Annotated in this window: 27 protein-coding genes and 1 riboswitch; of the genes, 5 read left to right on the plus strand and 22 right to left on the minus strand. The window is 42.5% G+C overall.

The genetic code is table 11. The annotated features are described in order from the left end of the window. Positions 1 to 41 precede the first annotated feature (41 nt). The 4 genes from PCORN_RS21355 to PCORN_RS12425 all read right to left on the minus strand — a co-directional run bounded on the left by PCORN_RS21355 (position 42) and on the right by PCORN_RS12425 (position 1,756). Positions 42 to 212 (minus strand): GIY-YIG nuclease family protein, encoded by a 171-nt coding sequence (locus PCORN_RS21355; RefSeq protein ID WP_241433184.1) that lies wholly within the window; start codon positions 210 to 212, stop codon positions 42 to 44. Continuing rightward, entirely contained in the window at positions 193 to 396 is a 204-nt protein-coding gene (locus tag PCORN_RS21360; RefSeq protein WP_241433185.1) for a GIY-YIG nuclease family protein, read from the minus strand. Before PCORN_RS21360 ends, PCORN_RS21355 begins: the two co-directional genes overlap by 20 nt. A 13-nt stretch (positions 397 to 409) precedes the next feature. Then, a complete protein-coding gene (locus tag PCORN_RS12420; protein ID WP_036081073.1) occupies positions 410 to 889 on the minus strand; it encodes a DUF6530 family protein in 480 nt (159 codons plus the stop codon). A gap of 105 nt (positions 890 to 994) precedes the next feature. Next, positions 995 to 1,756, minus strand: a complete 762-nt coding sequence (locus PCORN_RS12425; protein ID WP_036081076.1) for an FAD synthetase family protein — start codon at positions 1,754 to 1,756, stop codon at positions 995 to 997. A gap of 163 nt (positions 1,757 to 1,919) precedes the next feature. On the opposite strand from PCORN_RS12425, the gene PCORN_RS12430 reads away from it, so the two are divergent. Continuing rightward, entirely contained in the window at positions 1,920 to 2,618 is a 699-nt protein-coding gene (locus PCORN_RS12430; protein WP_036081080.1) for a DsbA family oxidoreductase, read from the plus strand. Between the two features lie 322 nt (positions 2,619 to 2,940). Here PCORN_RS12430 and PCORN_RS12435 read toward each other — a convergent pair whose 3' ends face one another. Both PCORN_RS12435 and PCORN_RS12440 read right to left on the minus strand, forming a co-directional pair. After that, entirely contained in the window at positions 2,941 to 3,279 is a 339-nt protein-coding gene (locus PCORN_RS12435; protein ID WP_051999443.1) for a hypothetical protein, read from the minus strand. An 86-nt stretch (positions 3,280 to 3,365) separates the two neighbouring features. After that, positions 3,366 to 3,845, minus strand: coding sequence for a methylated-DNA--[protein]-cysteine S-methyltransferase (locus PCORN_RS12440; protein WP_036081083.1), 480 nt, complete (start codon positions 3,843 to 3,845; stop codon positions 3,366 to 3,368). 239 nt (positions 3,846 to 4,084) lie between these two features. Between PCORN_RS12440 and PCORN_RS12445 the strand changes: the two genes are divergently transcribed. Next, a complete protein-coding gene (locus PCORN_RS12445; RefSeq protein WP_036081086.1) occupies positions 4,085 to 4,444 on the plus strand; it encodes a DUF4064 domain-containing protein in 360 nt (119 codons plus the stop codon). Positions 4,445 to 4,594: 150 nt separating this feature from the next. Next, entirely contained in the window at positions 4,595 to 5,806 is a 1,212-nt protein-coding gene (locus PCORN_RS12450; protein ID WP_051999444.1) for a VanZ family protein, read from the plus strand. Here PCORN_RS12450 and PCORN_RS12455 read toward each other — a convergent pair. The 5 genes from PCORN_RS12455 to PCORN_RS12475 all read right to left on the minus strand — a co-directional run bounded on the left by PCORN_RS12455 (position 5,752) and on the right by PCORN_RS12475 (position 9,660). Continuing rightward, complete coding sequence (locus PCORN_RS12455; protein WP_036081089.1) at positions 5,752 to 6,264, minus strand: VanZ family protein; 513 nt, start codon at positions 6,262 to 6,264, stop codon at positions 5,752 to 5,754. The two genes, PCORN_RS12450 and PCORN_RS12455, sit on opposite strands and share 55 nt — an antisense overlap. Before the next feature lie 26 nt (positions 6,265 to 6,290). Beyond that, positions 6,291 to 6,494 (minus strand): hypothetical protein, encoded by a 204-nt coding sequence (locus PCORN_RS12460; protein WP_036081092.1) that lies wholly within the window; start codon positions 6,492 to 6,494, stop codon positions 6,291 to 6,293. Between the two features lie 126 nt (positions 6,495 to 6,620). Then, positions 6,621 to 7,958 carry a TrkH family potassium uptake protein gene (locus PCORN_RS12465; protein ID WP_036081183.1) on the minus strand — a complete coding sequence of 446 codons (1,338 nt, stop codon included), beginning with the start codon at positions 7,956 to 7,958 and terminating at the stop codon, positions 6,621 to 6,623. Between the two features lie 46 nt (positions 7,959 to 8,004). Further along, entirely contained in the window at positions 8,005 to 8,766 is a 762-nt protein-coding gene (locus tag PCORN_RS12470) for a TerC family protein (RefSeq protein WP_036081096.1), read from the minus strand. 123 nt (positions 8,767 to 8,889) lie between these two features. Further along, complete coding sequence (locus PCORN_RS12475; RefSeq protein ID WP_036081099.1) at positions 8,890 to 9,660, minus strand: TerC family protein; 771 nt, start codon at positions 9,658 to 9,660, stop codon at positions 8,890 to 8,892. Positions 9,661 to 9,692: 32 nt separating this feature from the next. After that, a riboswitch (yybP-ykoY riboswitch) is annotated at positions 9,693 to 9,866 on the minus strand. A 253-nt stretch (positions 9,867 to 10,119) separates the two neighbouring features. On the opposite strand from PCORN_RS12475, the gene PCORN_RS12480 reads away from it, so the two are divergent. Then, complete coding sequence (locus tag PCORN_RS12480) at positions 10,120 to 10,992, plus strand: hypothetical protein (protein ID WP_051999445.1); 873 nt, start codon at positions 10,120 to 10,122, stop codon at positions 10,990 to 10,992. A 45-nt stretch (positions 10,993 to 11,037) separates the two neighbouring features. Here PCORN_RS12480 and PCORN_RS18605 read toward each other — a convergent pair whose 3' ends face one another. From PCORN_RS18605 to PCORN_RS12525, 10 genes are all read right to left on the minus strand, one after another. Continuing rightward, entirely contained in the window at positions 11,038 to 11,358 is a 321-nt protein-coding gene (locus tag PCORN_RS18605) for a LysM peptidoglycan-binding domain-containing protein (protein WP_051999446.1), read from the minus strand. Next, on the minus strand, positions 11,294 to 12,427 hold the full coding sequence (locus tag PCORN_RS12485; RefSeq protein ID WP_051999447.1) for a collagen binding domain-containing protein: 1,134 nt from the start codon (positions 12,425 to 12,427) through the stop codon (positions 11,294 to 11,296). The genes PCORN_RS18605 and PCORN_RS12485 overlap by 65 nt, the downstream gene beginning before the upstream one ends. Positions 12,428 to 12,520: 93 nt before the next feature. Next, a complete protein-coding gene (locus PCORN_RS12490; protein ID WP_036081102.1) occupies positions 12,521 to 14,089 on the minus strand; it encodes a peptide chain release factor 3 in 1,569 nt (522 codons plus the stop codon). A gap of 144 nt (positions 14,090 to 14,233) precedes the next feature. Further along, complete coding sequence (gene pulA / locus PCORN_RS12495) at positions 14,234 to 18,058, minus strand: type I pullulanase (protein ID WP_051999448.1); 3,825 nt, start codon at positions 18,056 to 18,058, stop codon at positions 14,234 to 14,236. Between the two features lie 287 nt (positions 18,059 to 18,345). Next, the gene (locus tag PCORN_RS17480) at positions 18,346 to 19,416 is read right to left on the minus strand and encodes a S8 family serine peptidase (RefSeq protein ID WP_051999449.1); all 1,071 of its coding nucleotides are present in this window, start codon (positions 19,414 to 19,416) and stop codon (positions 18,346 to 18,348) included. A gap of 42 nt (positions 19,417 to 19,458) precedes the next feature. Then, positions 19,459 to 20,163, minus strand: coding sequence for a hypothetical protein (locus PCORN_RS12505; RefSeq protein WP_036081105.1), 705 nt, complete (start codon positions 20,161 to 20,163; stop codon positions 19,459 to 19,461). A 240-nt stretch (positions 20,164 to 20,403) separates the two neighbouring features. Next, entirely contained in the window at positions 20,404 to 21,951 is a 1,548-nt protein-coding gene (locus PCORN_RS12510; RefSeq protein WP_420912036.1) for an SPFH domain-containing protein, read from the minus strand. A gap of 75 nt (positions 21,952 to 22,026) precedes the next feature. After that, the gene (locus PCORN_RS12515; RefSeq protein WP_036081111.1) at positions 22,027 to 22,569 is read right to left on the minus strand and encodes an NfeD family membrane protein; all 543 of its coding nucleotides are present in this window, start codon (positions 22,567 to 22,569) and stop codon (positions 22,027 to 22,029) included. A gap of 201 nt (positions 22,570 to 22,770) precedes the next feature. Continuing rightward, positions 22,771 to 23,244, minus strand: coding sequence for a glutathione peroxidase (locus tag PCORN_RS12520; protein WP_036081115.1), 474 nt, complete (start codon positions 23,242 to 23,244; stop codon positions 22,771 to 22,773). 12 nt (positions 23,245 to 23,256) lie between these two features. Then, positions 23,257 to 24,309: a M42 family metallopeptidase gene (locus PCORN_RS12525; RefSeq protein ID WP_036081118.1), complete on the minus strand. Its 1,053-nt coding sequence runs from the start codon at positions 24,307 to 24,309 to the stop codon at positions 23,257 to 23,259. Positions 24,310 to 24,439: 130 nt separating this feature from the next. On the opposite strand from PCORN_RS12525, the gene PCORN_RS12530 reads away from it, so the two are divergent. After that, a complete protein-coding gene (locus tag PCORN_RS12530) occupies positions 24,440 to 25,915 on the plus strand; it encodes an LM6179_1298 family efflux MFS transporter (RefSeq protein WP_036081121.1) in 1,476 nt (491 codons plus the stop codon). Positions 25,916 to 25,966: 51 nt separating this feature from the next. Here PCORN_RS12530 and PCORN_RS12535 read toward each other — a convergent pair whose 3' ends face one another. Beyond that, complete coding sequence (locus tag PCORN_RS12535; protein WP_036081123.1) at positions 25,967 to 26,209, minus strand: hypothetical protein; 243 nt, start codon at positions 26,207 to 26,209, stop codon at positions 25,967 to 25,969. Positions 26,210 to 26,233: the final 24 nt, after the last annotated feature.

A 26,233-nucleotide genomic window follows, 5' to 3' on the forward strand; every position in this document is an offset into this window, starting at 1 on the left:
AAAATCAACCGGTTCGTCAATTCTCTCCTATTTCAGCTTCCTCATTCGCTCTCAAATGCTAATTTCTCCTGCCAAAGTTCCAGCAAAACATCCAATTCTTCCTTAATATCCTGATTTGTCATCTCGTCCTTGATATCAACGAGCTCCAATTCCTCGAGCACAATCGTGTCCATCCCGTGTTTCTTCGCTTCATCAGCAATCGTCCACGGCAACGCACCCGGCATATTCATTTTTTTTCGCAAACGCATACTTATTCTGAATACCCTTCAAGTCCATGCTCGCTGCCAACGCATAAACACCCGTTTCCTGGCTAATAAAACGATACACGCCCGCGCGATGCTTCATTTGCTTATACGCATTAATTTTTTCCTTACGCGTCTCTTTCTCCGATGTCATCAAAAAAACCTCCTTAATAACCTGCTTCCTTCAAAATCCTACTAAGTGTCCGCAACCGCTCACTCAAAAGCTCATCGCTGTCCGCCAATGCTTGCTGAAACAACGCAATATCCTCACCAATCATCTGATTATCCTCACAAACCGACACCGTCATCGCATCACCCTGCAAGCCAATCCGATCAATTTGCGGGTTTTCTTTATCATATAATCCTTCATATTTATAAGCATCTTTAAAATAAAGCTTCGACCGCCCAATCAAAATAGCCAAATCCAGCACACGATGTAGCGGTAGTTCCTCTGATTGGCGAGACCATTTCCCGCCAGTATGCCGCCACACTTTTGCAGAAATATCTACTTTGCCGCGATCGTTCCACTGTGCCAAGCCAAGTGATAAGCCTTTCGCATCCGAATTGTAGGCGTATTTCCCGTCCACTTCTTCATAGTTTTCAGCGACAATCACTGGTTTGTGTTTTAAATTTGTTGGGATTCTCATGGTATCTCTCCTTTAGTAGTTTAGTAAATTAGTAAATTAGTAAACTTACTAACGTAGTATAACATCATTTTTATGGAAAATCAACCCACCTAAAAAAACACCATCCTATTGGATAGTGTCAAATTGTATTCGTATATGCTTCACTTGTTGCGGTATCTTGATTTCTCCATTCTCTAAAACTTGAATCTCAGTGCGTTCTCCACACACAAAAACCTGATATTTGCCCGCTTTTGGAAGAACAAAATCATCCAATCCCGTCAATAAATACGCACCATTTTTCGTCCGAACATCCCCTTCGATAAAATAAGGATGCCCCAGCAAACGCTCCGCTTCCTCAAAGTTCCCCTCATATAGAGCCGCACGAATATCCGTTGCACTCACCTTGTGATTAGCACCATCTCGCACAAACGAAATTTCCGTCACTGGAACCGAACGCTCGCCGCACAAATCCATCAACAAATCGACATCCGAATCCCGCCCCTTGCCAAAGTTGAAGCTCTCGCCCACAGCAATATGCGCCAAGTTCAAGCCATTCAAATGCTCTCTAATAAACGTTTCCGCCGAAGTCTCCGCATACTGTTCTGTAAATCCAATATTGTACACCTTATTCACACCAAAGTGCGCTAACCAGTGAAATTTTTCCACGTCAGGTGTAATCGCTCGTTGATAAACAGGATTTTTCTTTAGCGCCCACAACGGATGTGGCGTGAAACACACAATCGCCAATTTTTCGCCAGCCTTACAGAACGATTTCGCACGTTTCAACAAATGCTGATGCCCCTTATGCACCCCGTCAAATTTGCCAATCACTAAGACGACAGGTTCCTCACTATCCGGCAATCTGTCCTTCACTTGAAAAATCTCCATGTCCGTTTCACTCCTCTACCATACAAAGATACTCCATTTCCCTATCTTTTCTCAACTGCTTTGCTCACCTCACTAACAAATAGTAAGCAACTTAATTGAATTTTTCGCCCTCACACGCTATACTGATCAGAGATGCACAAATTATTTTTTAGGAGGAACAAACATGAAAGTAGAAATTTGGTCGGACTTCGCATGTCCGTTTTGTTATATTGGAAAACGCAATTTTGAGGCAGGCTTAAAGGAATTTGGCAAGGATGTAGAGGTGGAATATCGCAGTTTCGAACTCGACCCTAGCGCGCCTGTTCAATACAAGCAGACAATGGATGAGATTCTAGCTGAGAAATACGGCATGACCGTCGAAAAAGCCAAAAGCATGAACGATCAAGTTAGCGCACAAGCCAAAACAGTTGGCCTTGATTATCACTTCGATACGATGATTCCAACAAATACATTCGATGCCCACCGCCTCCTCCAATTTGCAAAAACAAAAGGAACCGCAGAAACGTTAAAAGAAACCTTACTCCACGCCTATTTCACCGAATCAAAAAACTTAGGCGATCACGAAACACTCGCAACTATTGCGGCATCCACAGGGCTCGACAAAACGGAAGTTCTTGAGATGCTAGCTGGCGATGCTTTTGCAGCGGATGTTCGCGATGATGAACAAACTGGTGCGTCCCTTGGAATTCAAGGCGTTCCCTTCTTTGTTATCAATGAAAAATACGGCGTTTCTGGCGCCCAACCAGCAGCAAGCTTTACAGAAGTCTTGACGAAAGTTTGGAACGAGGAAAATCCGCTAACGATGCTGAATAAATCAGATTCGGATGGGGAATGTTGTTCCGGTGGCTCATGTAATTGTTAATTATCGAAAAGAAGATGGGACATAACCCGAATAAATCGGCGAGAAGCGCTCGCATTCAGGGGATTTGGCAGACTTCCGGTTCGGCTACGCAATACTTGCTACGCTTAACTTCTTACATGGTCGGGGAAACAACTCCCTCCCTGTTTTCAGTCATCACATACACAAGTATGCGCAGCTATCCGGCTTCCGCCAAATCCCCCGAATACAAACGCTTTCGCTCGATTTGTGTCTAGCAGAATTCGCGTCTTACCCGAAAAAATGGGATTCGTGATTTTCTGCTTATTTTGCTTTATCTTGAGTTTTGTCTCACTCTCTTTTATTTTTATATAGAATTAGATGAAGAACTTGTCGAAGAGTCTGTATCTGGATTCAAAGACGCACCTGAATTCGCATCTGTATCACCGCTAGAGTCTGATGTTCCGCCTTGTTGACTGTTTGGTCCACCACTTGGCGGCGTTCCGTATGATTCATCCGTGCCACCCATCTGTGATTGATTGTTGCTAGACATATTTCCCGGCCCGTTCACCCCAGCCTGATTTTGATTAAAAAGTGCAAAACCCATAAATGATATCGTTACAACTGAAATTATACTTACAATAATAGTACTCCATTTCCATCTGTTCACTTGTTTCTTCGGTGCCGTTTCCATCTCATGATTCATTTCATTCCAGCTCCTTTCACTTACTCTTATCTTATCCGATAAATAAGAAAAAACTATGAACGAGTCATGAAATTTATGATAACATTCTAAAAAGGCATTTCACGGTTCAATAACCAGATTTTGCGATCAACATCATCCCCATTATAACCGCCTAATTTTCCACCAGCCTGAATCACGCGATGGCATGGAATAATAATTGGAATTGGATTCGCACGATTCGCCTGACCCACGGCACGGACCGCTTTTGGACTGCCCGCAGCTTCCGCAATCTCTTTATATGAAACAACCTCCCCATACGGAATCTCCTGCAAAGCCTGCCAAACCCGCATCTGGAAATCTGTTCCACTCACTTCTAATGGTACCGTAAAAGTTTGGATCGCTCCATCAAAAAAAGCTTGCAAGTCCACTTTCAGCTGCCGCATCATCTCATTTTCCTCTACCGAAAAATCTGCTCCTACATCTAAAAAAGAAGCCTCATCATACGCAATATATTTCACTGCCACCTCTGAAACGCCAAGATATAGCTTCCCGAGCGGCGACTCCATTTCATTCACATAAAGTTGCATGCCTATCTCCCCCATCTCTCTTTCCAACATAGCATTTTCTAAACCAGATAACAAATATCCCTTCACATTTAGTTATACTCACTATTTTTTCTATCAAAATTTTAAAATAACGGTTAGCCTTTTCAAATTGGGGTAAAATACTCTGTACGTATATTTTATTATACGAGACATTAAAGGACTTCTACTCAGTAGCACATGTTTGCTAACAAGAGAGTCCATCAGACAGGGGGATAAAAAAAATGTCAAGAACAGCAGAATTAGTTTTAGGTTTAATTGGCTCGATTGTTGGTTTGGTAGCTGGATTTTGGATTATTGCATACGGTAATGACGTAACGGACTACATTCAAACATTCACGTATCTAAATGGGGCTCTTGGGGATAGCATTGCGACACTCGGTTGGATCACCGTTATTGCATCTGCACTCGCTTTAATCGCAACGCTTCTTATCAAAAAAAGCCCACGTGGTTGGGGCGTCGTACTCACACTTATCGGTATCATTATGTTCTTTGTAGTGGGTCAAATTTGGATTGTATCTGGAATTTCAATCATTCTTGCAGGGTTAATGGCGCTTTTCCGAGTACCATCGCCTAAATATTAATAACCTTTTCCATTAAAAAAGCGAGTCTGAAATATAGCAATAATTAGTGAATCTGGCGCTCCCAAAACGCATGTTCACTAACTAAGCTATGTTTCAGGCTCGTTTTTTTTTGTGTTTTTATTGTACTCTAGATGAAAGGAGGTCTTGTTTATGCATGCCTATTTATTTCCCATCGAAGTCGCCGTTCTGGTTTTTCCAGTACTCGCATTTATTTTAACATTACCATTTGCCATCTATCAATACCGCAAATTCGGTGGCCTGAACTTCTTACGCAATGTTGTTTTGTACACGTTTATCTTTTACTTATTATGCGCTTTTCTACTTATTCTACTCCCATTACCAGACCCAGATGATGTCGCAAAAATGACGGGTTCAGCGGTGCAACTAACGCCATTCAAGTTTATTCACGATTTTCTAAGGCACACTGTACTCATTTGGAATGATCCTAGTACATATTTGGCGGCTCTAACGCAAGCCGTTGTTTTGCAGCCAATATTTAATGTGCTTTTAGTCATCCCATTCGGCATTTATTTACGCTATTATTTCCGCTATCCTTTTTGGAAAACGGCGCTATTCTCCTTCCTACTATCCCTTTTCTTTGAAATAACACAATTAACTGGCATTTACGGTATTTACCCCCACGCCTACAGACTTTTCGATGTCGATGATTTGATGCTTAACACACTCGGTGGCATCGTTGGTTTCGCGATTGCACCACTGTTTACGAGCCTTCTGCCATCACGCACAAAAATGGACGAAATGACGTACATCCAAGGAAAACAAGTCAGCTATTTACGCCGATTCATCGCTTTTCTCGTCGACTGGTTTCTACTCGAGGTCATCACAGCAATCCTCGGCGCGGTGCATCTGTTGCCATTTAAAAACTTAGAAACAAACGGTGGCGCGCGGTTCACACAGCTTTGGTGGCTCGTTCTGGTTGTTTTCCTATACTTCATGCTCCTGCCGAGATTCACAAAAGGGCGCACCCTCGGAAAAATGCTCGTACAGATTCGTATCAAATCAACCAACTCAGAACGCCTAAAACTAAGGCAACTGACGATTCGAAACGGTCTGCTTTATTATGTCACACTGGCAATCATTCTCTTTCCGCAAAATCCATTTTTTGTTGATCACTTGTCGCCAGTTCTATTCTTAACCGTACTTGGAATCGGATTTGTTGCGGGATTTATGTTTTTCATCCACTTTTGTATCAACTTCTTCTCCAAAGACCGCCAACTTTTTTATGAAAAATTGAGTCACACAGCACACATGAGTACCTTCAAACCGAAAAAAGATAAAAGCGTCGATCACTCTGTGATCGACGCTTTATCTTTTTTGATGAGCCATTTCGTTAGGAAATAAGCCAATAGTATACCGAACAATGCTCCCGCAAAATCTAGCATGACATCTTGGACAAGCGGTGTTCTGCCACCAGTGAGCATTTGGTGGAACTCGTCAAACGCCGCGTAAGCTAATGGAATTCCGGCACTGAAAGCCGTGACTATCCATCTTCTTTTGATAAAAGCGCTGAATCCCATAAACAAACTGAATCCCATTAATGCATAGGAGAAGAAATGCGCACCTTTTCGAATGAAAAATTCGATAAAAGAGCTATAACCTTTCGCTTGAATACTAATTTCTGAACCAGCATAGTGAAAAGATATTGCTGATAATTGTTTTTCAAATGGTTTATTGGCTAGCAATCTATCCAAACCGGACGTCATCGATTGCTGCTCGTAGGTTTGCGAGGAGGAGATGAATAGCATAAGAATAATCACCAAAGCAATACCTATAAATAACCAAGATAATCTTCGTTGCAAAAAAAAGCCACTTCCTTACGTGTTTTTCATAACTTTAACATATTAAGATTAAAATTAAATGAAAAACGCGGAATTTGTTTGGAATTCGAGCTTGTAATAAAAAGCTCTCGGAAACTACCGAGAGCTTTAGGCATTAATTTTTTTTTTACTGATTTCCTAATTATCACTGTAAGAATAACTATTGCAACCACAACTACAGCAACCATCGTAATTGGAATGTATTGTCCCATAAAACACGCTCCTTGTATTTTGAAGCTCTTTGTTACACTTGCTGATTTCGGAAGTTATGCAGGGATTTCATAACCTTTCTTGAGTTTTTATCTTGTTTTTTCAAAATGGAAGTCAAAAACCCATCTTCACCCCGTAATAATTTTCTCTTTTGGCAGTCTAATCGCGTTTTTCTTACCATCTTTACTGCGGAAGGATAACATCATGTACATGATCCCGACGCGTCCTATAAACATCAATAAGATGATAATAATTTTGCCGAAGTAGCTCAAATCATCCGTCAATCCCATCGATAAACCACATGTTCCGAACGCTGAGAAAACCTCGACGATAATCGCCATCAACTCGGCCTGTTCTGTATAGCCCAACACGGTGATTGCGCCAACGCACAGAAGTGTTCCAAAAATCGCAACGGCAAGCGCTTTACGTACATCTTCTTGGTACAATTCACGGCCAAAAATGTAAATATGGTTCCGACCCCGAATCACAGAATATAAGAACAAAATCGTAATCGCGAATGTCGTCGTTCGAATGCCGCCACCGACAGAACTCGGCGATGCTCCGATGAACATCAATGCCGAAACAACAAGTAGCGTCGGATCTGTCAATGCGGATGTATCAATCGTTGACAAGCCTGCACTTCTGGAAGTCGCCGATAAGAACATCGAGTTAAAAAAGCCCTCATCAATGGACGTTCCTTTGAAATAATGCTGGCTTTCCATCGCCCAAATCAGCAATCCACCAATCACAAGCAATGCCATATAAGTCACCGTCGTCACTTTTACGAAAAGGGAAAAGCGGAACGGGATCAGCGTATTTTTTTCAAATAGGAATCGACGTGTTTCAATCAATACTGGGAATCCAATCCCGCCGGCAATAATGAGTAAAATCGTGATAAATTGGACGAAATAATCAGTCACGAACGGCGTCAAAGAGTATCCAGTAATATCCACACCGGCATTCGTCACCGCGGAAACCGAGTTAAATAATCCCTGGAACATCGCCTCGCCGACATCGCCCTTATAAAATGGGATGAAATAAATCCCCAGAATAAGCCCACCGATAATTTGAATACCAAAAATCAACACCAGAATCTCGCGTAGCATCCGAACCATACCACTCATCGAAAATTGATTCGTATCCGTCATAATTAACTGACGCTGACGCAAGCCAACCCGGCGTTTCAACACGAGGTAGAAGAACGTGCTCAGCATCATCACTCCGAGCCCACCAACTTGGAAAATCCCCATCAGAACCCAGATTCCTGCACGACTGTAAGATTCACCAACGTTCACCGATGCGAGCCCTGTCACACTCACTGAACTTGCCGCTGTAAATAGCGTATCAATGAACGGAATTTTGACACCAGGTTTTTGTGTAAATGGCATGCTGAGGAGCGCCGTTGCAAATGTAATCGATAGAAAATAAAACGTGATGATGACCTGAATCGGCGTTAGCCTGGACATTCTTGCACGCGCTCTTCCTCGCCACGAGTTCCCGCCAATCATATAATTATCCCTTTTGTTTCTCTTTTTTTCTAGCAATGATATAACCACCTAAACCGAGAATAATCATGACCGCCCAAAAGGTAATCTCCCACCCTGCTGAACTCGGAAAACTCTCTGGTAAAATGCCTACTTGCGGGTTAGCCAATGTAAGCACGGCCATTTTCACCCCAACCCAACCAACAATTAAGAAGGCGGCTGTTTCTAAAGTAGGGTAACGCTCCAATAATTTCACAACTTGTGTCGCTGCAAAACGAATCACAATTAATCCTGCCAAGCCACCTAAGAACATCACGGTAAACTGGCCTGCATTCATACCGCCAATTTCATATGTTCCAAGCGCTGGCAATGTCACAACTAAGGCCGCAGCGGCAAGCATCGAATCAAGAGCAAACGCAATATCCGTCAGCTCCACACGCGCCACCGTCCCCCAGAAGGATGTTGGTTTCGCTGTTTTCTCTTCTTTTTCCCCTTTGTCCTTGCCTTTTCTCTTATCCCAAATATGCTTCATCGCTAAGTAAAGTAAGTACATCGCGCCAATCGCTTGTATTTCCCAAAAATTAACTAAGTACGAAATAATAAGCATCGCAATCAGTCGGAAAACAAATGCCCCAACTAGCCCATAAAACAAGGCTTTGCGCTGCTGTTCATGTGGCAACTTTTTAACAATAACAGCCATAACCACCGCATTATCCGCTGAGAGCACACCTTCTAGTACAATCAGAATTAAGAAGACCCACACATATTCTCCCCAAATTGAGATATCCATTTTCACCCCACCATTTCTTTACTCTCCACTTTAACATATTTACTACTGCATTTGCTATTTTTTTGTTGCTATATGTAACGGAAAAACTCCCGTAAATAGGACGGGAGCGAAATTCCATTTATATTAAGCCTTTGCATCTGGATTTTTCTTAGCTGCACGAACTGAAATGAGCCAACCCCAGATAATAATTCCAATCATCACAGCCCAGAATGTTAATTTCCAAAGCGTAGAATGTGGGAAGTGTTCTGGAATAACGCCTAATTCTGGATGTGCTAACGTGTAAACAACGAGCTTCACGCCGACCCAACCAACGATTAGGAAAGCTGCTGTTTCCAGCGATGGATATTTTTTCAGTAATTTCACGAATTGTGTTGCTGCAAAACGGATGCAGATTAGTCCAACCAAACCACCGATGAACATCACGCTAAATTGCCCCGTGTCAAGCCCACCAATCGTTCCCCAACCTGTTGCTGGTAGTGTAATCGCAAGTGCCACTGCCGCCAACATCGAATCAATCGCAAACGCAATATCCGCAATTTCGACTTTCAAAACGGTCATCCAAAAACTAGAACCTTTTCCTTCTTTGACTTTGTGCCCATCGTCTTTGCCTTTTGCGTGCTTCCACATATGGCTAATACAAATGTAAAGTAAATACGCGGCTCCTAGTGCCTGTACTTGCCAAACTTCTGCCAAAAAGGAAATCAAGAAAAGGGCTGCAAAACGGAAAACGAATGCGCCAATTAGGCCATAAAACAACGCTTTTTTCTGTTGCTCATCAGGTAAATGTTTGACCATAACTGCCATAACTACCGCATTATCAGCAGCTAGAATACCCTCCAAACCAATCAGGACAAGTAAAACCCATCCATACTCCAAAATCATCGCTGTATCCAAATAAAATTCCTCCTTCATCTTTCAACCGTCCAAAAGCGCCTCTTTTTAACCACGAAAAAACGAGACCCCTGCCAGAAGTTTGGCAAAGGTCTCGCTGACATTTTCATACATAAAATGTTGATAAAACCGATGGACTCGCATCCATGTAATGACGACTTTATCTTAGCCTGCTAATAAGGCTAACGCTACTCCCCCTTGACGAATGTCAAAAGTGATATTTGATTGATAGGGAAATAATATCACAGAACTAGGCTAACTGTCAACAACACTTGCTAATTACCTGGAATGTTTATTTTTTTTTTCATATTTTGTTTATGTGTACTTTATTTTCTTTTGAGATACTAGAAAGCATAGAGGGGGAATTCGACTTGAAGAAAATAATCTTGGTACTCGCATCACTCACATTAGTTGCTTGCTCCAATGAGAATAGCCAACCTGACGAACCGAGAGCTAAAAAAAGTGGCTGTAGAATCGCAGGGGCATGACTATAATTATGATGTGGTAACGTCTGCAACAACGACAACATTCGGCACACATCCTGAAGCAAAATATACAAAAGACGAGAAGGAAGCACGCATGTTTTGGTCTGTCCAACCACCGACTGGCTTGATTAAAGGGCATTATTATAAGAATGAAAACGAGTTTGATGGTGGAAATCGTGGCATTCTGGAACTAGTCACGGACGATGACGGCAAGTTAATCCATGTGGAATTTAACGAAATGGCTTCGGCAAACTATTATGAAGCGAAGTACGCCAATGCATCGAAGCGCCTTTCTGATTATGCTTTTTTCCAAGCTAGCAATACGCGAACGGATGATACGCTCGTGACTTGGGTGAATGGCATTACGTTTTTGGAAGGACAAATGCTGGCGAAAAATCGATTGGATGGGAATTTTGAGACCGTCAAGGGCTCTTCTACTAGCGCGCGAAACGGCATGATGCCACTGGCTGCTGAAATGAAAGAATGGGTGAAAAAGCCGTTTGGATTTTACTATTATGGTATCGCGGAGCCGCTCGGTAATGGTTTAACTGCCCGTCTTCAGGTGGTTACAGAACAGGATAAACTTATTTCTGTCAAATATGATGAAATATTTGCGGATCAAAAACAGGAAATAACCGATCCTAATCTCCAAGCTTTTTATCGCCAATCGAAGTATTACTCGCTTGATTACGGGAAAGAAACAGCTAATTCATTTGTAAAATTCGCAGATGGGATTGAAAAACAGGTTTTGAAAACGCAAGACTTGCTTAATGCTCCAAAGCAGAACACAGAAAGCTTCCATAACTATGAAAAACTCGCGCAGAAACTTCAAGCTGAAATGGGCAAATGAAAAACCTAGCAGTGAATCTGATTTTGATTCACTGCTAGGTTTTTGTTACTTTTTACGAATTAAGAGTACGCCCGACGTTAAGGCTAGTAATGCGCCTGTTAATTCGGCAACACCACTCGTTGCATCACCTGTTTGCGGCAATGTTTTCATGGTAGTTGTTGGACTCGGGCTTACATTATTTTGATTTTGCACGGCTACTTTTCTTGGTGTTACTTTTACGATTAGTTTTTGACCGACTTGGATTTCATCATTTGCGAGGTTGTTCCATATTTTTAATTGCTGCGTCGTTGTTTCAAATTTCTCAGCAATACTTGGTAGTGTATCCCCTTTTTTTGACGACGTAGATTTGTATTTCGTTATCGCCATCTATCATCGTGGTTACTTCTGGTATCGCTGGTGTCACAACGATTGGATCAGTACTTGGATTAGGTGTTACTATTGGTGGATCTGGCGTTGTTGGCGGGTCTACCGGTGGTGGGTTATTTCCCCCGTCGCCTTCCCCTTCTCCGCCTCCTGAATAATCATTAACGGTCGCGTTTCGCGTTTGCTCTTCGATGTTTGCACCACCAATTTTAGCGATATTTTTATAGCTAAACTGACCGCCCGCCATTTTTGTTTGGTAGGTAATGACAACGGAAGTATCTTGAAGATCGCCCAGTTCTAAGCGGAAACTTCGATTGGTGTCCAAGGTCACCGTTTCGCTTCTTGAATAGCGTTCCTTTTTATCAGCATCACGATATTTCAATTTCACTTGTCCAGAAAGCGTCTGTCCAGCCCCCATTATATCTGTATAATAGGCATCATCGATATCCACGAGCGCATTGTTGAGTGTGACCGTCCAATTGATTAGACTGCTGTCCTTGTCATCGATTCGTCCTTGTTTAAAGACAACAGTCGGCGTAACCGTTCCACCGCCACCGCTCGTGACTTTATGAATCATCACACCAAGCGTTGTGTAATCGCCACCCACAGGAAAAGCAATCGGATTCGTCTGATCTGTTACAATAGTATCTTTGTTAAAATCTGCGTAAAAAAACATCGAACCTTTAATATCCGTGTGTGTATCGACGAATGAGGTGAAAGTTAGGATTATTTGATTGTTAATTGGATCGACAACGGCAGCTGCTACTGTATTTCCATCATTATCTTTCAATAAAAATGGGGCAAAACTGACATATTCAAGCTGTTCAGGCAGGGGCATCGTCATCGTTTCTCCGCTATGTACCGCCTGTGTCAAATCCCAATTATACACAACTTTCACGCGATCATTTTCTTTAAAATCAGTCGAAGCGACACCATTTTTATTTTGCAATTCCACCTGTGTAAAAAATTGCGAACCATAGTCCGTCGCAGCTTTTGCCTCCTGTCCTCCTATGCCTGACAAAGAAACACCTAAAAGTAGCAATCCCATCAAAAAATAGATCGTCTTTTTCATTCCTAGCCCCCCTTAATAATCTGATGTTCATTTTCCCTTCTTTGTTTTATTTGAAACATAAAAAAGAGCCCTGAAGTAGGACTCTTGACTTAATTATAATAAGGATGTTAATTCAATATCTGGATTCTTATCATGGAACCAGTTCAAAGCAAACTGATTTTCAAATAAGAATAATGGCTTGTCAAAACGGTCTTTTACAAGCATGCTACGTGCTGAAGAAAGTTTTTCATCCACGTCTTCTTCTTTAATCCAACGTGCAATTTTAGAACCGATCGGCTCCATGCGAATTTCAGAATTATATTCGTTGTTCATCCGATGTTCAAATACCTCAAATTGTAGTTGACCAACCGCGCCAATGATATAATCTTCCATGCGCCACGTTTTGAAAAGCTGGATCGCGCCTTCTTGTACTAGTTGCTCGACACCTTTGTGAAAATGTTTTTGTTTCATCACATTTTTCGCGGAAACTTTCATGAATAATTCTGGCGTAAATTGTGGCAGTTTCTCATATTGAAGCGTTTTGCTAACATTTGTAATCGTGTCGCCAATTTGATAATTCCCTGTGTCGTACAAGCCAATAATATCTCCCGCCACAGCGCTGTTCACCGTTTCGCGATCGTCCGCCATAAATTGCGTCGAATTACCAAGCTTGATCGGTTTTCCAGTTCGCGTCAAGTTCACAGACATACCTCGTTCAAATTCACCCGAACAAATACGCACGAACGCGATTCTGTCACGATGGGCTGGGTTCATGTTGGCTTGAATTTTGAAGATAAATCCAGAGAACTTATCCATATAAGGATCGACTTCCCCTTCATTCGATTGGCGCGGTTGTGGTGCTGGTGCAAAATTTACATATGTTCTCAAGAATGTTTCCACACCAAAATTCGTCAAGGCACTACCGAAAAATACAGGCGTCAATTCACCAGACGCGATTCGCTCTTCGCTAAAATCATTACCGGCCTCGTCTAGCAACATAATTTCATCAAGCGCCTGCTCATAATAGCTGGAATTTTGAATAGCATGTGGTTCTGCTAAATCCCCATTTTCACCGAGTGGCAAGAAGCGTTCGTCGCCGTCCACACGATACTGTTCGACTTGGCGGTGATAGCGATCATACAAACCACCAAGCTCTTTACCCATCCCGATTGGCCAATTCATCGGATACGATTCGATCCCCAAAACTTCTTCCAATTCTGCCAGTAATTCAAGTGGCGCCTTTCCTTGACGGTCCATTTTATTAATAAAGGTAAAAATCGGAATACCGCGCATCCGACAAACTTTGAATAGTTTCAAGGTCTGCGCCTCGATTCCTTTCGCGCTATCGATAACCATCACAGCACTATCAACAGCCATCAACGTCCGGTACGTATCCTCACTGAAATCCGAGTGACCCGGTGTATCCAAAATATTAATCCGCGAACCGTCATAATCAAATTGCATCACAGAACTCGTTACCGAAATCCCACGCTGTTTCTCAATTTCCATCCAGTCACTCGTCGCAAACTTGCCCGACTTCTTCCCTTTTACGGTTCCTGCCGAGCGAATCGCGCCCCCAAAAAGCAGTAATTGCTCTGTAATCGTTGTTTTCCCCGCATCGGGGTGAGATATAATTGCAAAAGTTTTGCGCGAAGCAACCTCTTTTTTCAAATCCTGCACCATTTTAAAATTCCTCCTAGACATACTCACATTTCTTTAGTATATCATATCCAGACGTTTTTGAGATAGTTTTTGATGAAAAATATATGTAGAAAATGGAGCTAAACAAGGATGTTAAAATCGACTTTGTTTCGCCCCATTTCCAGTTTAGTTATGCCGTTTTCTGCGTGTAGAAGTCAAAAGGACCATACTACCAATAATCAAAGTGCTACCGAGTAAAAGAATCCACAGAGAAAAACTGCTGTCCCCAGTTGTTGGTAATGCTTGTTTCGATATTTCTTTTACTGGCTTGGCTTCGACTTTGTTTCCTTCCAGATTCGTGTCTTTTTTCGGTGGTATCGTTGTTGTACCACCATCCACTTTACCCGGTGGATTCGTTGGTTTGACCGGGTTTACAACCTCAATCTCACCTGGTGCTGGTGCAGCTGCAGTTAATGTGATTTGAACGGGTTTCGTCGTCCCCACCGCTCTGCTCTGCATCTCGCTTGCAAACTGAATCACGCCTTCATAAACGCCAACTTTCGGTGTCTCCCAATCGAGGTTCGCGACTGTCAATACGATGTCCAAATCATGTTGTTCCGTATCACCTTCTAATTGATAATAGCCGTGCGCCGCTAGTTTTTGCAAAAGATAGCGTTCCTTCGCGTTTTGCCCAGGTTGTGCCACAAGTTCAGCTAAAGGCAACGAGATTTTGTCTAAACTCTCCATTTTATTATGTTGCGGTATCACTTCAAAAATCGCTTCCACAATATGCCCCGCTGTTAACGCTTCGAATGTATAGGTATCTCCAGAAAGTGTCACTGCTTTGCCATCCACTGACACTTGCTGTACGCGGTAACCAGCATCTGCACTCACCTTATAGCTCGGTTTTTCACCAGCCGCATAAGCCTGTTTCCCGCTTGGCGTAATGGTTCCACCAGCTCCCGCCGATGCTTCAATTTCAAAAGTTGCTTCACCATTTTTCAAAACAAGTGTCGATAGTGCTCCAACTTTCACCGTACTCGTTTCTGCTGTTAAATCCGTCGTTGTTTCGCCAATTCGCGCCCAATATTTATTCGCTGGAATCACGACTTCTTTCTCCGCTTTATTCGCATTGAAAAGAACAACATATGACGTAGCGCCGTCTTTTAGCTCATAGGCCACGACATTCTCGTCTTGCTTGATAATCTTCATTTTTTGATTAATTTCTGTATAATTCGTCAATCGGAAAAGTGGTTCGGAATTGCGGAGTTGCATCACTGCTTCGATATCCTGCACCGAATCGATGTTTTCCGCATAGCGCTCCCAATCTAGTTTATTGATAGCATCACTGGATTGGTAACTATTCTCATCCCGATCCTTCGTCCTGAAAAATTCTTGTCCCGCGTGAATAAACGGCACACCTTGCGAAAGTAGCACCATGCTCGTCGCCATTTTCTGCATTTTCTTTTTATCCTGATCGGAGTCGGTTGGATTCGAATACGATAGCTTATCCCAAAGCGTCAAGTTATCATGCGCTTCGGCGTACTGAATCACTTGGCCAGGCTTCGCAAAATCGTAAATGCCTTGCCCTTGATCTCGGAGACTCCCGGCTAGTAAATTTTTTGCAATAAGCGCTTCTTTTCCTGTCGCCCCATTCACAAAACCAGGCTCTGACTCTTGTCCGCCCCAAGTACTGCCTTTAATAGCATCGCGAATCGAATCATTGAAATGTGCGATTTCTGGCATTTTGGAAGCATTTTTTTGGTTGGCTTTCACGTCACTTGCAAGCGGCGTCCCCAGATCCCAACCTTCGCCAAGCACGATAATCGATGGGTCAATTTTGTTCAGCTCAGCCTTCATTGCGTTCATCGTATCAACATCGTGAATGCCCATCAAGTCAAAGCGGAAGCCGTCCATATGGTATTCCTTCGCCCAATAAGCAACACTGTCGACCATATATTTACGCATCATTGCGCGTTCGGACGCCGTATCATTTCCAACACCCGTTCCATTGGAAAGCTTGCCATCATCGCCATAACGGAAATAATATCCTGGCACCGTCTTCTCAAAAGAATGAGCTCCCGCGTCAAATACATGATTATACACAACGTCCATAATCACACGTAACCCGTTACTATGAAGGCCTTGCACCATCTGTTTCGCCTCTTGAATCCGCGTCACAGGATTGTATGGATTCGTACTGTAGCTACCTTCTGGAACATTATAGTTTTTCGGATCATAACCCCAATTATACGGCAATGCGCCCAGTTGCTCCGAAGCGCTTTCATGATTTTCCTCATTCAAAGATGCATAATCAAACATTGGCAAAATTTGCACGTGCGTAATGCCGAGATTTTTCAAATAATCGATTCCCGTTGCATCCCCATTTGCCGTCTTTGTCCCCTGTTGAACCACACCTAAGTATTTCCCTTTATTGACCGTATCCTTATTTGCAATCGAGAAATCCCGAATATGCATTTCATAAATAATCGCATCAGTCGGATTCGTAAACGCCGGCATCCGATTCGCTTCCCAATTCGCTGGAACCATCACAGCCGGATCTAAAATAACGGAACGATTCCCATTCGCCGTCGCAGCTTTGGCATACGGATCTTGAGACACCGTTTTTTTCCCATCCGCAAAAACAAGATCATACGTGTACGCCGTTCCAGAAGGAATTTTTGCGGTGAATTCCCAGATACCTTGCGCTTTTGGCGTCATCTCATAGCTTTGCAACGCAGGACTATTCGGTAAATTATCCTGATACGTCGTCAACTTCACGCTCGCTGCCGTCGGTGCCCACAATCGCCACACACTCTGTTCCGCGTTATACGTTGCACCAAGAGGCTCCGTTCCCGTGTATGCATATTTCGCATCAAAGTCCGGATTTCGAACAATGCTCGTCGTGTCCACCAATTTCTCGCCAAATCCATCCGTCGTAACCGTCAACGCGGCTTGAATCGGTAAATCTTGCGTCGTTTCAATATAGAAGACAGCCGGATTCGCCACATCCCGTCTAATATTCGAAATAGAAACCGCATTCCCATCCTCAGTAAGCGTCACGTCCGCCATCAAATCAAGCGCCGTCGCGTCACGATTCAGCGTCACTTTTACCTCTTTAAAACTCGCCAAACTCGCCGTCTTTATTTGCTTTGTCGCATCCGCAAAATTTGGATTCCGATAATTCGTTTTATCACCGCTTACTATCCAAACCTCTGCCTTCCCATCATCCGTAAACAGGTACACCATGCGGCCATCCTCTGTCCCGTCCTTTTCCCACGTTCCATTCACGTCCCGCGCGATATTAAAGCCCATATTAGACAAATTTGTCCCACTAAAATTCGACGTCACAGTTTGCCAATCACCATCAGACTGCCCGTCTTTAAAATCGAGCTTTTGCGTGCTTGTCGCCCCGTCCGCCCAAGAATTCACAAACCAATCGCTGTAATCCTTGTCATCACGATGATAATAAAACGTCACTTCTAGATTTTCATGACTCTGCAGATCCGCCAAATTCGTAGGTTTTGCAGACATCTCTTCCTTCCCAAACTCCAACCAAACCTCGGTGATCCCGTCTTTCGTCTTAATATAACGATCTTCTGGAATATCACGATCGCCACCCCAACCAGAACCATTTTTAATCAGAAAGCCGAGTTCCTCCTGCACGCCTTCTGCATCGATCACCGCTACCTTAGAATAGTCGCCATAAGCACTCGTGTTCTCAAAAACAACCTCATGCCCAGCAACGCCATCATTATTCCAAACCCACATTTGCCAAGCTTTACTCGTTTGATCTTTCGGATTATAATGCACAATAACTTTCGTTTTATTCTCTTTATTTCCCGCTAAAACTCTGTCATTTAGACTCCCAATAACCTTGCTTTGATCGACAGCCTTCGTTTCCGGTGCCGCCGTCTCCTCCGCAAATCCTTGAATCCCAATCCCAAAACTTTGTACACCAAATAATAGTACGATCAAAACAACTAGATACTTACGCCATATTTTTTTCAAATTAGCTACCCCTTTTTTCGTTTTTCTGGAAAGCGCTTTCCTTTATTAAAGTATAGGCAAAACATCCTGCTAAAATCAACCAAAATAAAACTGTTAACGATAACAACTTGTAAAATCTGTGTCAAAGTCAGCGTTTTCTTTGTCTTATTTGCACTATGAGCCTGGGACAAAAATCGATATAAAGCAAAAATGCCTCACCCATCTACTTCGGGTAAGACGAAAAATTTTGCTTTATACAAACGCTTGTCGCCGATTTATCTAGATTATGTCCCAGTCTCTTAGTATATTTAGGTGCTCATGAAATAGACAAAAGCTCGTCCAACTGCATTTGCGATGGCTAAAATGAGTAGTGAAGTTAAAATGATTTTCGTGGGCCATTTTTTAGGTATCGATTTATGGTAAGCTATGAAACTATAGATCACTAGCCCAATTAAAGCGCAAACTGTAGCGATGTTCAAGATTAGCCCGATATAAACATACCACGGAGCCCCATCGATACCTTGATTTAAGTCAACTTTCATCGTTTTTAAAACTGTGTCATGATTGACGGATTCGCCAGCTTTCTGTTTTCCTTCTATGACTAACGCGGCAAAACCAGAAGCATAAGCAGTAGCGTAGGAAACCCCTGTATCGAGTGTTAATTTATTATCAAAATAAGTGCTTGTTAAATCCTCACCTGGCGCGTAAACATCGACTTTCTTTTCTTTAAACTCGTCAGCGTAAATTTGACCTTGTAAATTTAACATTCCAACAGATATGACATTTGGATAAGCACCAGGATACGCTTTAAATGTATCTCCTTCTGCCCGAATATTTCCAGACGAAGCAATAACGATAATATTATTTTCTATCGCTTTATTTATTGCCTGTTTCAATTCTGAATTCCCATCGCCAAACTCTAGGCTAATATTGATAATATCCACTTTCTGATCGATCGCCCAGTTTAATCCTTTAACAACTTCTTCAAATCCTACTTTTCCGCTATCATTGGCAACCTTAGCGATATAAAGATCTGAATTTGGCGCAATTCCAATGAGACCTTCCCCATTTTTACGTGCGCCAATAATGCCTGCGATCTTTGTTCCGTGACCATTTTTATCGGCAAAATCAGCGGAATCGTTGGTGGTGAAATTTATACCTTTTTTGAAAGTCAAATCGCGATTCGATTTATCAATACCTGTGTCTAAGATGGCGATTTTGATGTTATTTCCGGTAATATTTTGTTTAGAATAACTATCTATACTCCCTGCCTCATCCAATTGGTTGACTTCGCGGTCTGTTTGGACGATTTTTTCAGCTGATGCAGTTTGAGTAAAAAACGATGTCTGCGATAATGCTATTCCTGCAGTTACAAGCAAAAGTACGATACAAATTTTTTCTTGATTTCTCGGCTATTTTCATCATGGTATACGTTGCCACCAAGCATGAGAATGTTTATACTTACTATGTCCGATCAGCGGTGAACAGTTTTTTGTATATGCTTTACAATATCTCAAGTTAGGCCACTTCTTTCCAGCTGTAGAATCTAACATACATACTAGAACAAATACAAGTGCTTTGTAACAATCAGAAGTAATGAAGTTTCTATAGCCATACCCATTGTCATCAAGACAATAAGGCCATCCTCCACCAGATATAACACCATCTTTAGTATCTTGCTCATGATCTATATAAATCAATGAAAATGGTATTTTAAAATCTTGTTGCTCTTCTATTATTTGTTCCACTATCGGATGATCAGCTTCGCCTATATTCTCAAAAACTTCTTTTATTTCATCTAATTCTTTTTGCTCTTGTGATATAGATTCTTTGACTTGTTCCATATCGGATTCTGAAATTCCGATCTTCTTTGCACTTAAGTTTAATATTTCCTCTTGTGTATATAACTTTTCTCCCCTTTTTTCAGCACCAGCAATAATCTGCTCTATTTCGCTCATTGTCTCCTCTTGCTTCAATACCATGTCATTAACATATCGCTCATCTGTGCTGTCCCCATTAACGACTTCGTCTTGTCGGTCATAATTTGATATTAATTGTTCTACTTGTTCCTCACTTATACTCTCGTCTCCTCCGCTACTATGACCACCATGCTCACTAGCGAACACAGATGCCTGAAAAGAAAAAAACTTGCACAATCATTGCAGATACTAGCAAAATTTTCAAAAAAAATATTTGTTTTGTTTTTCATTTTATGCACTCCCTATATTTTTTTATACCAATAAAACATATCATATGTAATATTTTATTTCAAATATTATCTTATACATGTAACATATTACATATATAAGAATAGATAAAAAAGCGTAGAACTACTGTCAAATGCAACATATAGTTCTACGCTCGAATTATTTAACCTCTTCTACATCTTCACTCGGCGTTTCCACCTCAACAACTTCCACTGGTTGCTGCGATTTCACAGCATTCGTCAAATCTTCAATACTATTTTTCACATTGCCTTTGCCAGAAAAATTCTCCAGTAATTCGCGGATATCCAGACCAGTCGTTGCTTTCAAACTCTCTTGCGCAGTCGCCATCAAATTCGTCGCGTAACCACTCACTTTATTCGCGCCACCGTTGCCATCACTGCTTCCAGTATCCACAACTGTTATCGAATCGATGTTACCCATCGGAGCCGCCACTTGTTTCGCGTACTCAGGAAGCATCGTCACGATCATATCCAGCATCGCAGCTTGTCCATACAACTCATAGGCCTCAGCAATTTTGCGTTTTGCTTCGGCTTCGGCAAGACCTTGCAACTTGATAACTTCCGCTTCCGCTGTACCTTGCGCGCGTTCGGACTCTGCTTTTGCGATACCTTGTACGCGTACTTGCTCAGCTTCGGCTTTGGCAAGGGTTTCGATTCTGTATTGATTCGCTTCGGCTTCCGCGTACTCTTGACTCTTGCGTGCGGCTGCGGCTTGTTCAATCGAATAACGATCCGCATCTGCTTTTTTCTTCACTTCGGCGTCGTATTGACGTTCGCGACGCTTAATTTCGCGGTCTTCCAGCTCGATTTGTTTCTCACGTTCGATGATTTTCACTTGCATTTGTTGCTCAATAACTTCTTGTTTAGAGCGTGCAGATTCCAAGTCATACGCCTGATCAGCAATGGCTTTCGCGGTTTCTTGCTCACTACGATATTCCGCAACTTTCAATTGGTTTTGCTTCTCTGCTTCAGCGATTTCTGTTTTACGCTCTAACTCGGCGCGTGTGGCTTCTTTTTCCGCTTCCGCACGTTTCATCCGCGTTTCTTTTGTTGCTTCAGCTTCAGCAACATCCGCGTCACGCTTCACTTGCGCGATCCGTGGTTTACCTAACGCGTCCAAATAACCATTGTTATCGCGTACTTCTTTTAACGTAAACGATACAATAATAAGTCCCATTTTCGACAAATCCTGCGTCGCAACGCCTTGTACTTCTTGGGAAAACTTATCCCGATTTTTATATATTTCTTCTACAGTCATCGAACCTAGAATCGCACGCAGGTGTCCTTCCACGACTTCAATCGCTTCATTTTCACGTTCCTGCGTTGTCTTTCCTAGAAACTGTTCGGCTGCTGTAGCAATTTCTGAAACCGAACCACCGATTTTGATAATCGCCGTCCCGTCCGCCGTTACTGGAACACCTTGCTCCGTATAAATTTCTGGCGTCCGCACTTCCAATTTACTCGAAAGTAGGCTAAGCGGGGCTGATTGCTGGAAAACCGGCATAACAAACGTACCGCCACCACGCACAATTTTCACCCGTTTACCGCCCTCATCTGTGAACACGTTTTTCTTACCTAAATAACTCCCCGAAACAATCAACGCCTCATCTGGCCCAACTGTCTTGTATTTCGTAATGAATACGATCAAAAACAATACCAGAATCGCGACCGCAATAATCACGATCATTGTCACACCATTTGTAAGTAAATCCATTTTTAGTAATTCCTCCTTGTCGTCTCTGTTTTTAAAACGAGGCTCTCTTTATTTCAAAAATGGCTCATACGGCACAACCGTCACGAAAGAATCCGTAGCATCAATAATCAACACCGTTTCATCCCGTCCGATTGGCTCATTTTCATCACTCTTGGCAGCCTTGGAAATATTGCCGGCATTCATTTCGACAATCACTTCGCCAAAACCGTCTTTTGGAACAGGTGTAATCACTTTTGCAACTTTACCTTCTAGATCCTTCGTCTCATACGCAATCGAGTCGCTCTTTTTCGAAAGCGGCAGGAGAATTCCGAAATAAAGAATCGATGAAAAAGCAACCCCAACCACAATCGCTGCAATGAGTACCGTCACACTGGAAAATGACGTATATACCTCTCCACAATACCCGGTCGCGGCTGCAAACCCTAGAAAATAAAGTAGAATAGAGCCAGGGATTGGTAGTAAATCCAACACAAAACTGATAATTCCAACAGAAAAAATAAGCGCTGTCAAAACATCAATTAAAATAATAATCCCGACAACCATAAGTACTGTGAAATACACCGTCTCGATTGGATATCCAAATAGTGTCATTATCATACCTCCATTCCAATACGAGCATATTAGCCTCATTACTATTCTACCAAACACTCACCACCATCACAAGCTAAGTTTAGAGCATATTCCAGATAAATGCTCCATTTGCGTAAAGCAGAGTTTACATCTTATCCAGCAATTTTTCTATGTTTGCTTAAATGAAAGAGCCGAACCACGAATGATTCGGCTCTAAACTTACTATAATAGTGCTTCGATTTTTTCTTTCATTTCAAGTGGGCTGTCTTTCGGTGCGTAGCGTTCCACTACATTGCCATCGCGGTCTAGAAGGAACTTCGTGAAATTCCATTTGATTCCGCCGCCTAACAAACCTTTTTTCTGCTTCGTCAGGATTTCAAATACAGGATTAATGTCGGATCCACGAACTTTTGATTTCGCGAAAAGTGGGAAGGTCACGCCGTAATTAATTTTGCAAAATTCCTCGATTTCACCAGATGTATCGAGTTCCTGATTCATAAAGCTGTCCGATGGGAAACCTAAAACTGTGAATCCCTTCTCTTTGTATTCTTGATAAAGCTTTTCCAATTCCTCATATTGCGGCGTAAAACCACATTTGCTCGCCGTATTAACGACAACTACAACCTCGCCTTTATACTGATCTAACGAAACTTTTTCACCGTGAAGTGTCTCTTGCTCTAACTCAAAAATGGACATATTCTTCTCCTCCTATTTCACCATCTCAGAAAATAAATAAGCATATACTAACTTTTCAGTGTGATATAAAGAATCTCGGTGTGTCCGCTCGTACGCATGACTTGCATCAATTCCCGGCCCAATCAAACCGTGCACGATATCAAAACCTGCTTTGATTGCAGCGCTTGCGTCGGAACTGTAAAATGGATAAATATCGACTTTATAATCGATGTCATTATCTTCGCAAAGCTGTACTAAGTTTTTGCGTAAACCATAGTGATACGGGCCACTACCGTCTTTAGCGCATATCGAAACGGTGTATTCATCGGATGTTTGACCATCTCCGAGCGCGCCCATGTCAATGGCTAGATACTCGATGGTTTCTGTTGGAATATTCGAATTCCCACCATAGCCAATTTCTTCATTATTTGAAATCAAGAAGTTCGTTGTATACGGTAACTCCGCGCTGTCTTGTTGTAATTTTTTCAAAAGAGTTAGCAAAATGGCAACGCTCGCCTTGTCGTCCAGATGGCGTGATTTAATGAACTCCTCATTGATAATTTCCACGCGTGGATCAAGAGAAACAAAATCGCCGACACCGATTCCAAGTTTAGCGACATCTTCACGGTTAAACACTTTAGCATCTAAGCGAATTTCGATGTTTTTCGCATCACGTGGTGCCGTTCCAGCATCTTGGTACACGTGAACCGACGTCTGGTGCATCAAAATAGTTCCGGTATAACGCTTGCCATCGCTCGTTTCAATCATACAATACTCGCCTTCAATCGCGTTGAAGCGGTAACCACCAATCAAATGAATCGCCAAACGCCCGTCTGCTTTCACTTCTTTGACCATCGCACCAAGCGTATCCACGTGAGCCGTCAACATCCGCTGTTTCGAGTCATCTTTTCCAGGAATGCGCACCAACAACGCCCCTTTATGATTCCGCGTGCTCGCAATTCCAGCCTCTTTCAAGTAATTTTCGACGAAGGCAAGTACTTGCTCCGTATTCCCAGTTGGGCTCGGTATCGATGTCAATTCCTTGATTAACCCCATCGTCTCTAATGTATTTGGTTCAAACGCCATGCTTCCATTCCTCCTCACACTTTCTTCTCCCGTCCATTATACCTCTTTTTCAAAATAATAACGGCTATCCTGCTTTCCATTTCGAGTTATGTTATAATTTTAACGATGTGTGAAAGGAGTTTTTATCAAAATGGAACAAACGAATACAAAAAGAACAGCCGTCACGATTGCTGTTTTTGTGGCTACTTTTATGGCTGCGATTGAGGGAACGATTGTCAGTACCGCAATGCCTACGATCGTTAGCGCTTTGCAGGGAATCGAACTGATGAACTGGATTTTCTCGATTTACTTACTTACCTCGGCCGTTACTGTCCCAATTTACGGAAAATTATCCGATTTATTCGGCCGCAAAAAAATATTTATTATCGCCACCATTATCTTCATTGTTGGCTCCTCGCTTTGTGGTTTCGCGCAAACAATGGAGCAATTAATTATTTTCAGAGCGATTCAAGGTATTGGAGCTGGCGGGATTTTACCAACAACGATGACCATTATTGCCGATGTTTATCCATTTGAAAAACGAGCAAAAGTGCTTGGTTTCATGGGTGCTGCATGGGGAATTGCGGGGGTTTTCGGACCATTACTCGGTGGCTTTTTAGTCGATCAGCTGTCATGGCATTGGATTTTCTTCATCAATGTACCTGTAGGCATCGCCACGATTATCTTGATTTCGATGTACTTAAAAGAACATCTCGTCCGCGTCAAACTACCGATTGATTACTTAGGAACAACGCTATTTACCGTCGCGCTTTTGAGCCTATTATTCGCTTTACAACGCGCTGGTGAAACGCTGAACTGGCTGGAACCGCTCGTCGTCGTGTTGCTTATCGTGTCCATCGCGCTATTTGTCGGTTTTTACTACGCCGAAAAACGCGCACAGGACCCGATTATGCCGTTTGTTTTATTTAAAAATCCAGTTGTTTTGATTGGGAACTTGATTGGCTTTCTCGTGAGTGCGTTCTTGATTGGCATCAATGTGTACATTCCAATGTGGGCGCAAGGTATGATGGGGCACGGCGCCATGATTGCCGGCCTAATGATTGCGCCGCTGTCAGTGAGCTGGATTATCGGTTCCTTTATCGGCGGACGGCTACTCATGTCCATTGGAAATCGCCACACGGTCGGGCTTGGCGTGATTATCGCGACGGTCAGTGGACTTTTCTTAGCGCTGTTTCCGAGCACGACGCCAGACTTGTATTTCTATCTCGACAGCGCCTTGATGGGCTTTGGATTTGGCATTATCTTCACGACCACAACCGTTACCGTTCAAGACGCCGTACGAAAAGACCAGACGGGAATCGCGACGGCTTCCAATACGCTATTCCGAACAGTCGGCCAAACGATTGGCGTCGCGGTATTCGGAACCATTTTCAACTCGGTTTTGGCGAACGGATTTAAAAATGCCGCAACTGGTGTGAACCGTGATAATTTGAATCAGCTTATCAGTCCGCAAACATCAGGAAATGTGGACGCGGCATTGGTTGAACCATTACGAGACGTCCTATACAGCGGACTCCACATGGTATTCTGGGCTATGTTCGCCTGCTGCCTACTCAGCTACGCGATTCATTTTATTTTACCGAAAAAACACATTTCAGGGAATTAAGCGAAAAAGAAGCGATACAAAATCTAGGTTCAGATTTTGTATCGCTTCTTTTTACGTAGATTCAACCCACTCTAATATATATACACCATATATCACAATCGGTATGCTAAAAAACATCACACCATTGGCAATAATCAAGCCTTTCGATTTAACCGCCATCGCAAAACAAAAACCAATTACCGCGAATGGGATGCTCATTAAAAACCATAGTGACGCCATTTGAAATACAATATTAGGAACCCAAGCTAGCATACTCAATATAACAAAACTTAATGACAATATTCTTAGTATCATATGACTTCACCTCTATTAACCTAT

This window comes from Listeria cornellensis FSL F6-0969 (assembly GCF_000525855.1).
GTDB lineage: Bacteria > Bacillota > Bacilli > Lactobacillales > Listeriaceae > Listeria_A > Listeria_A cornellensis.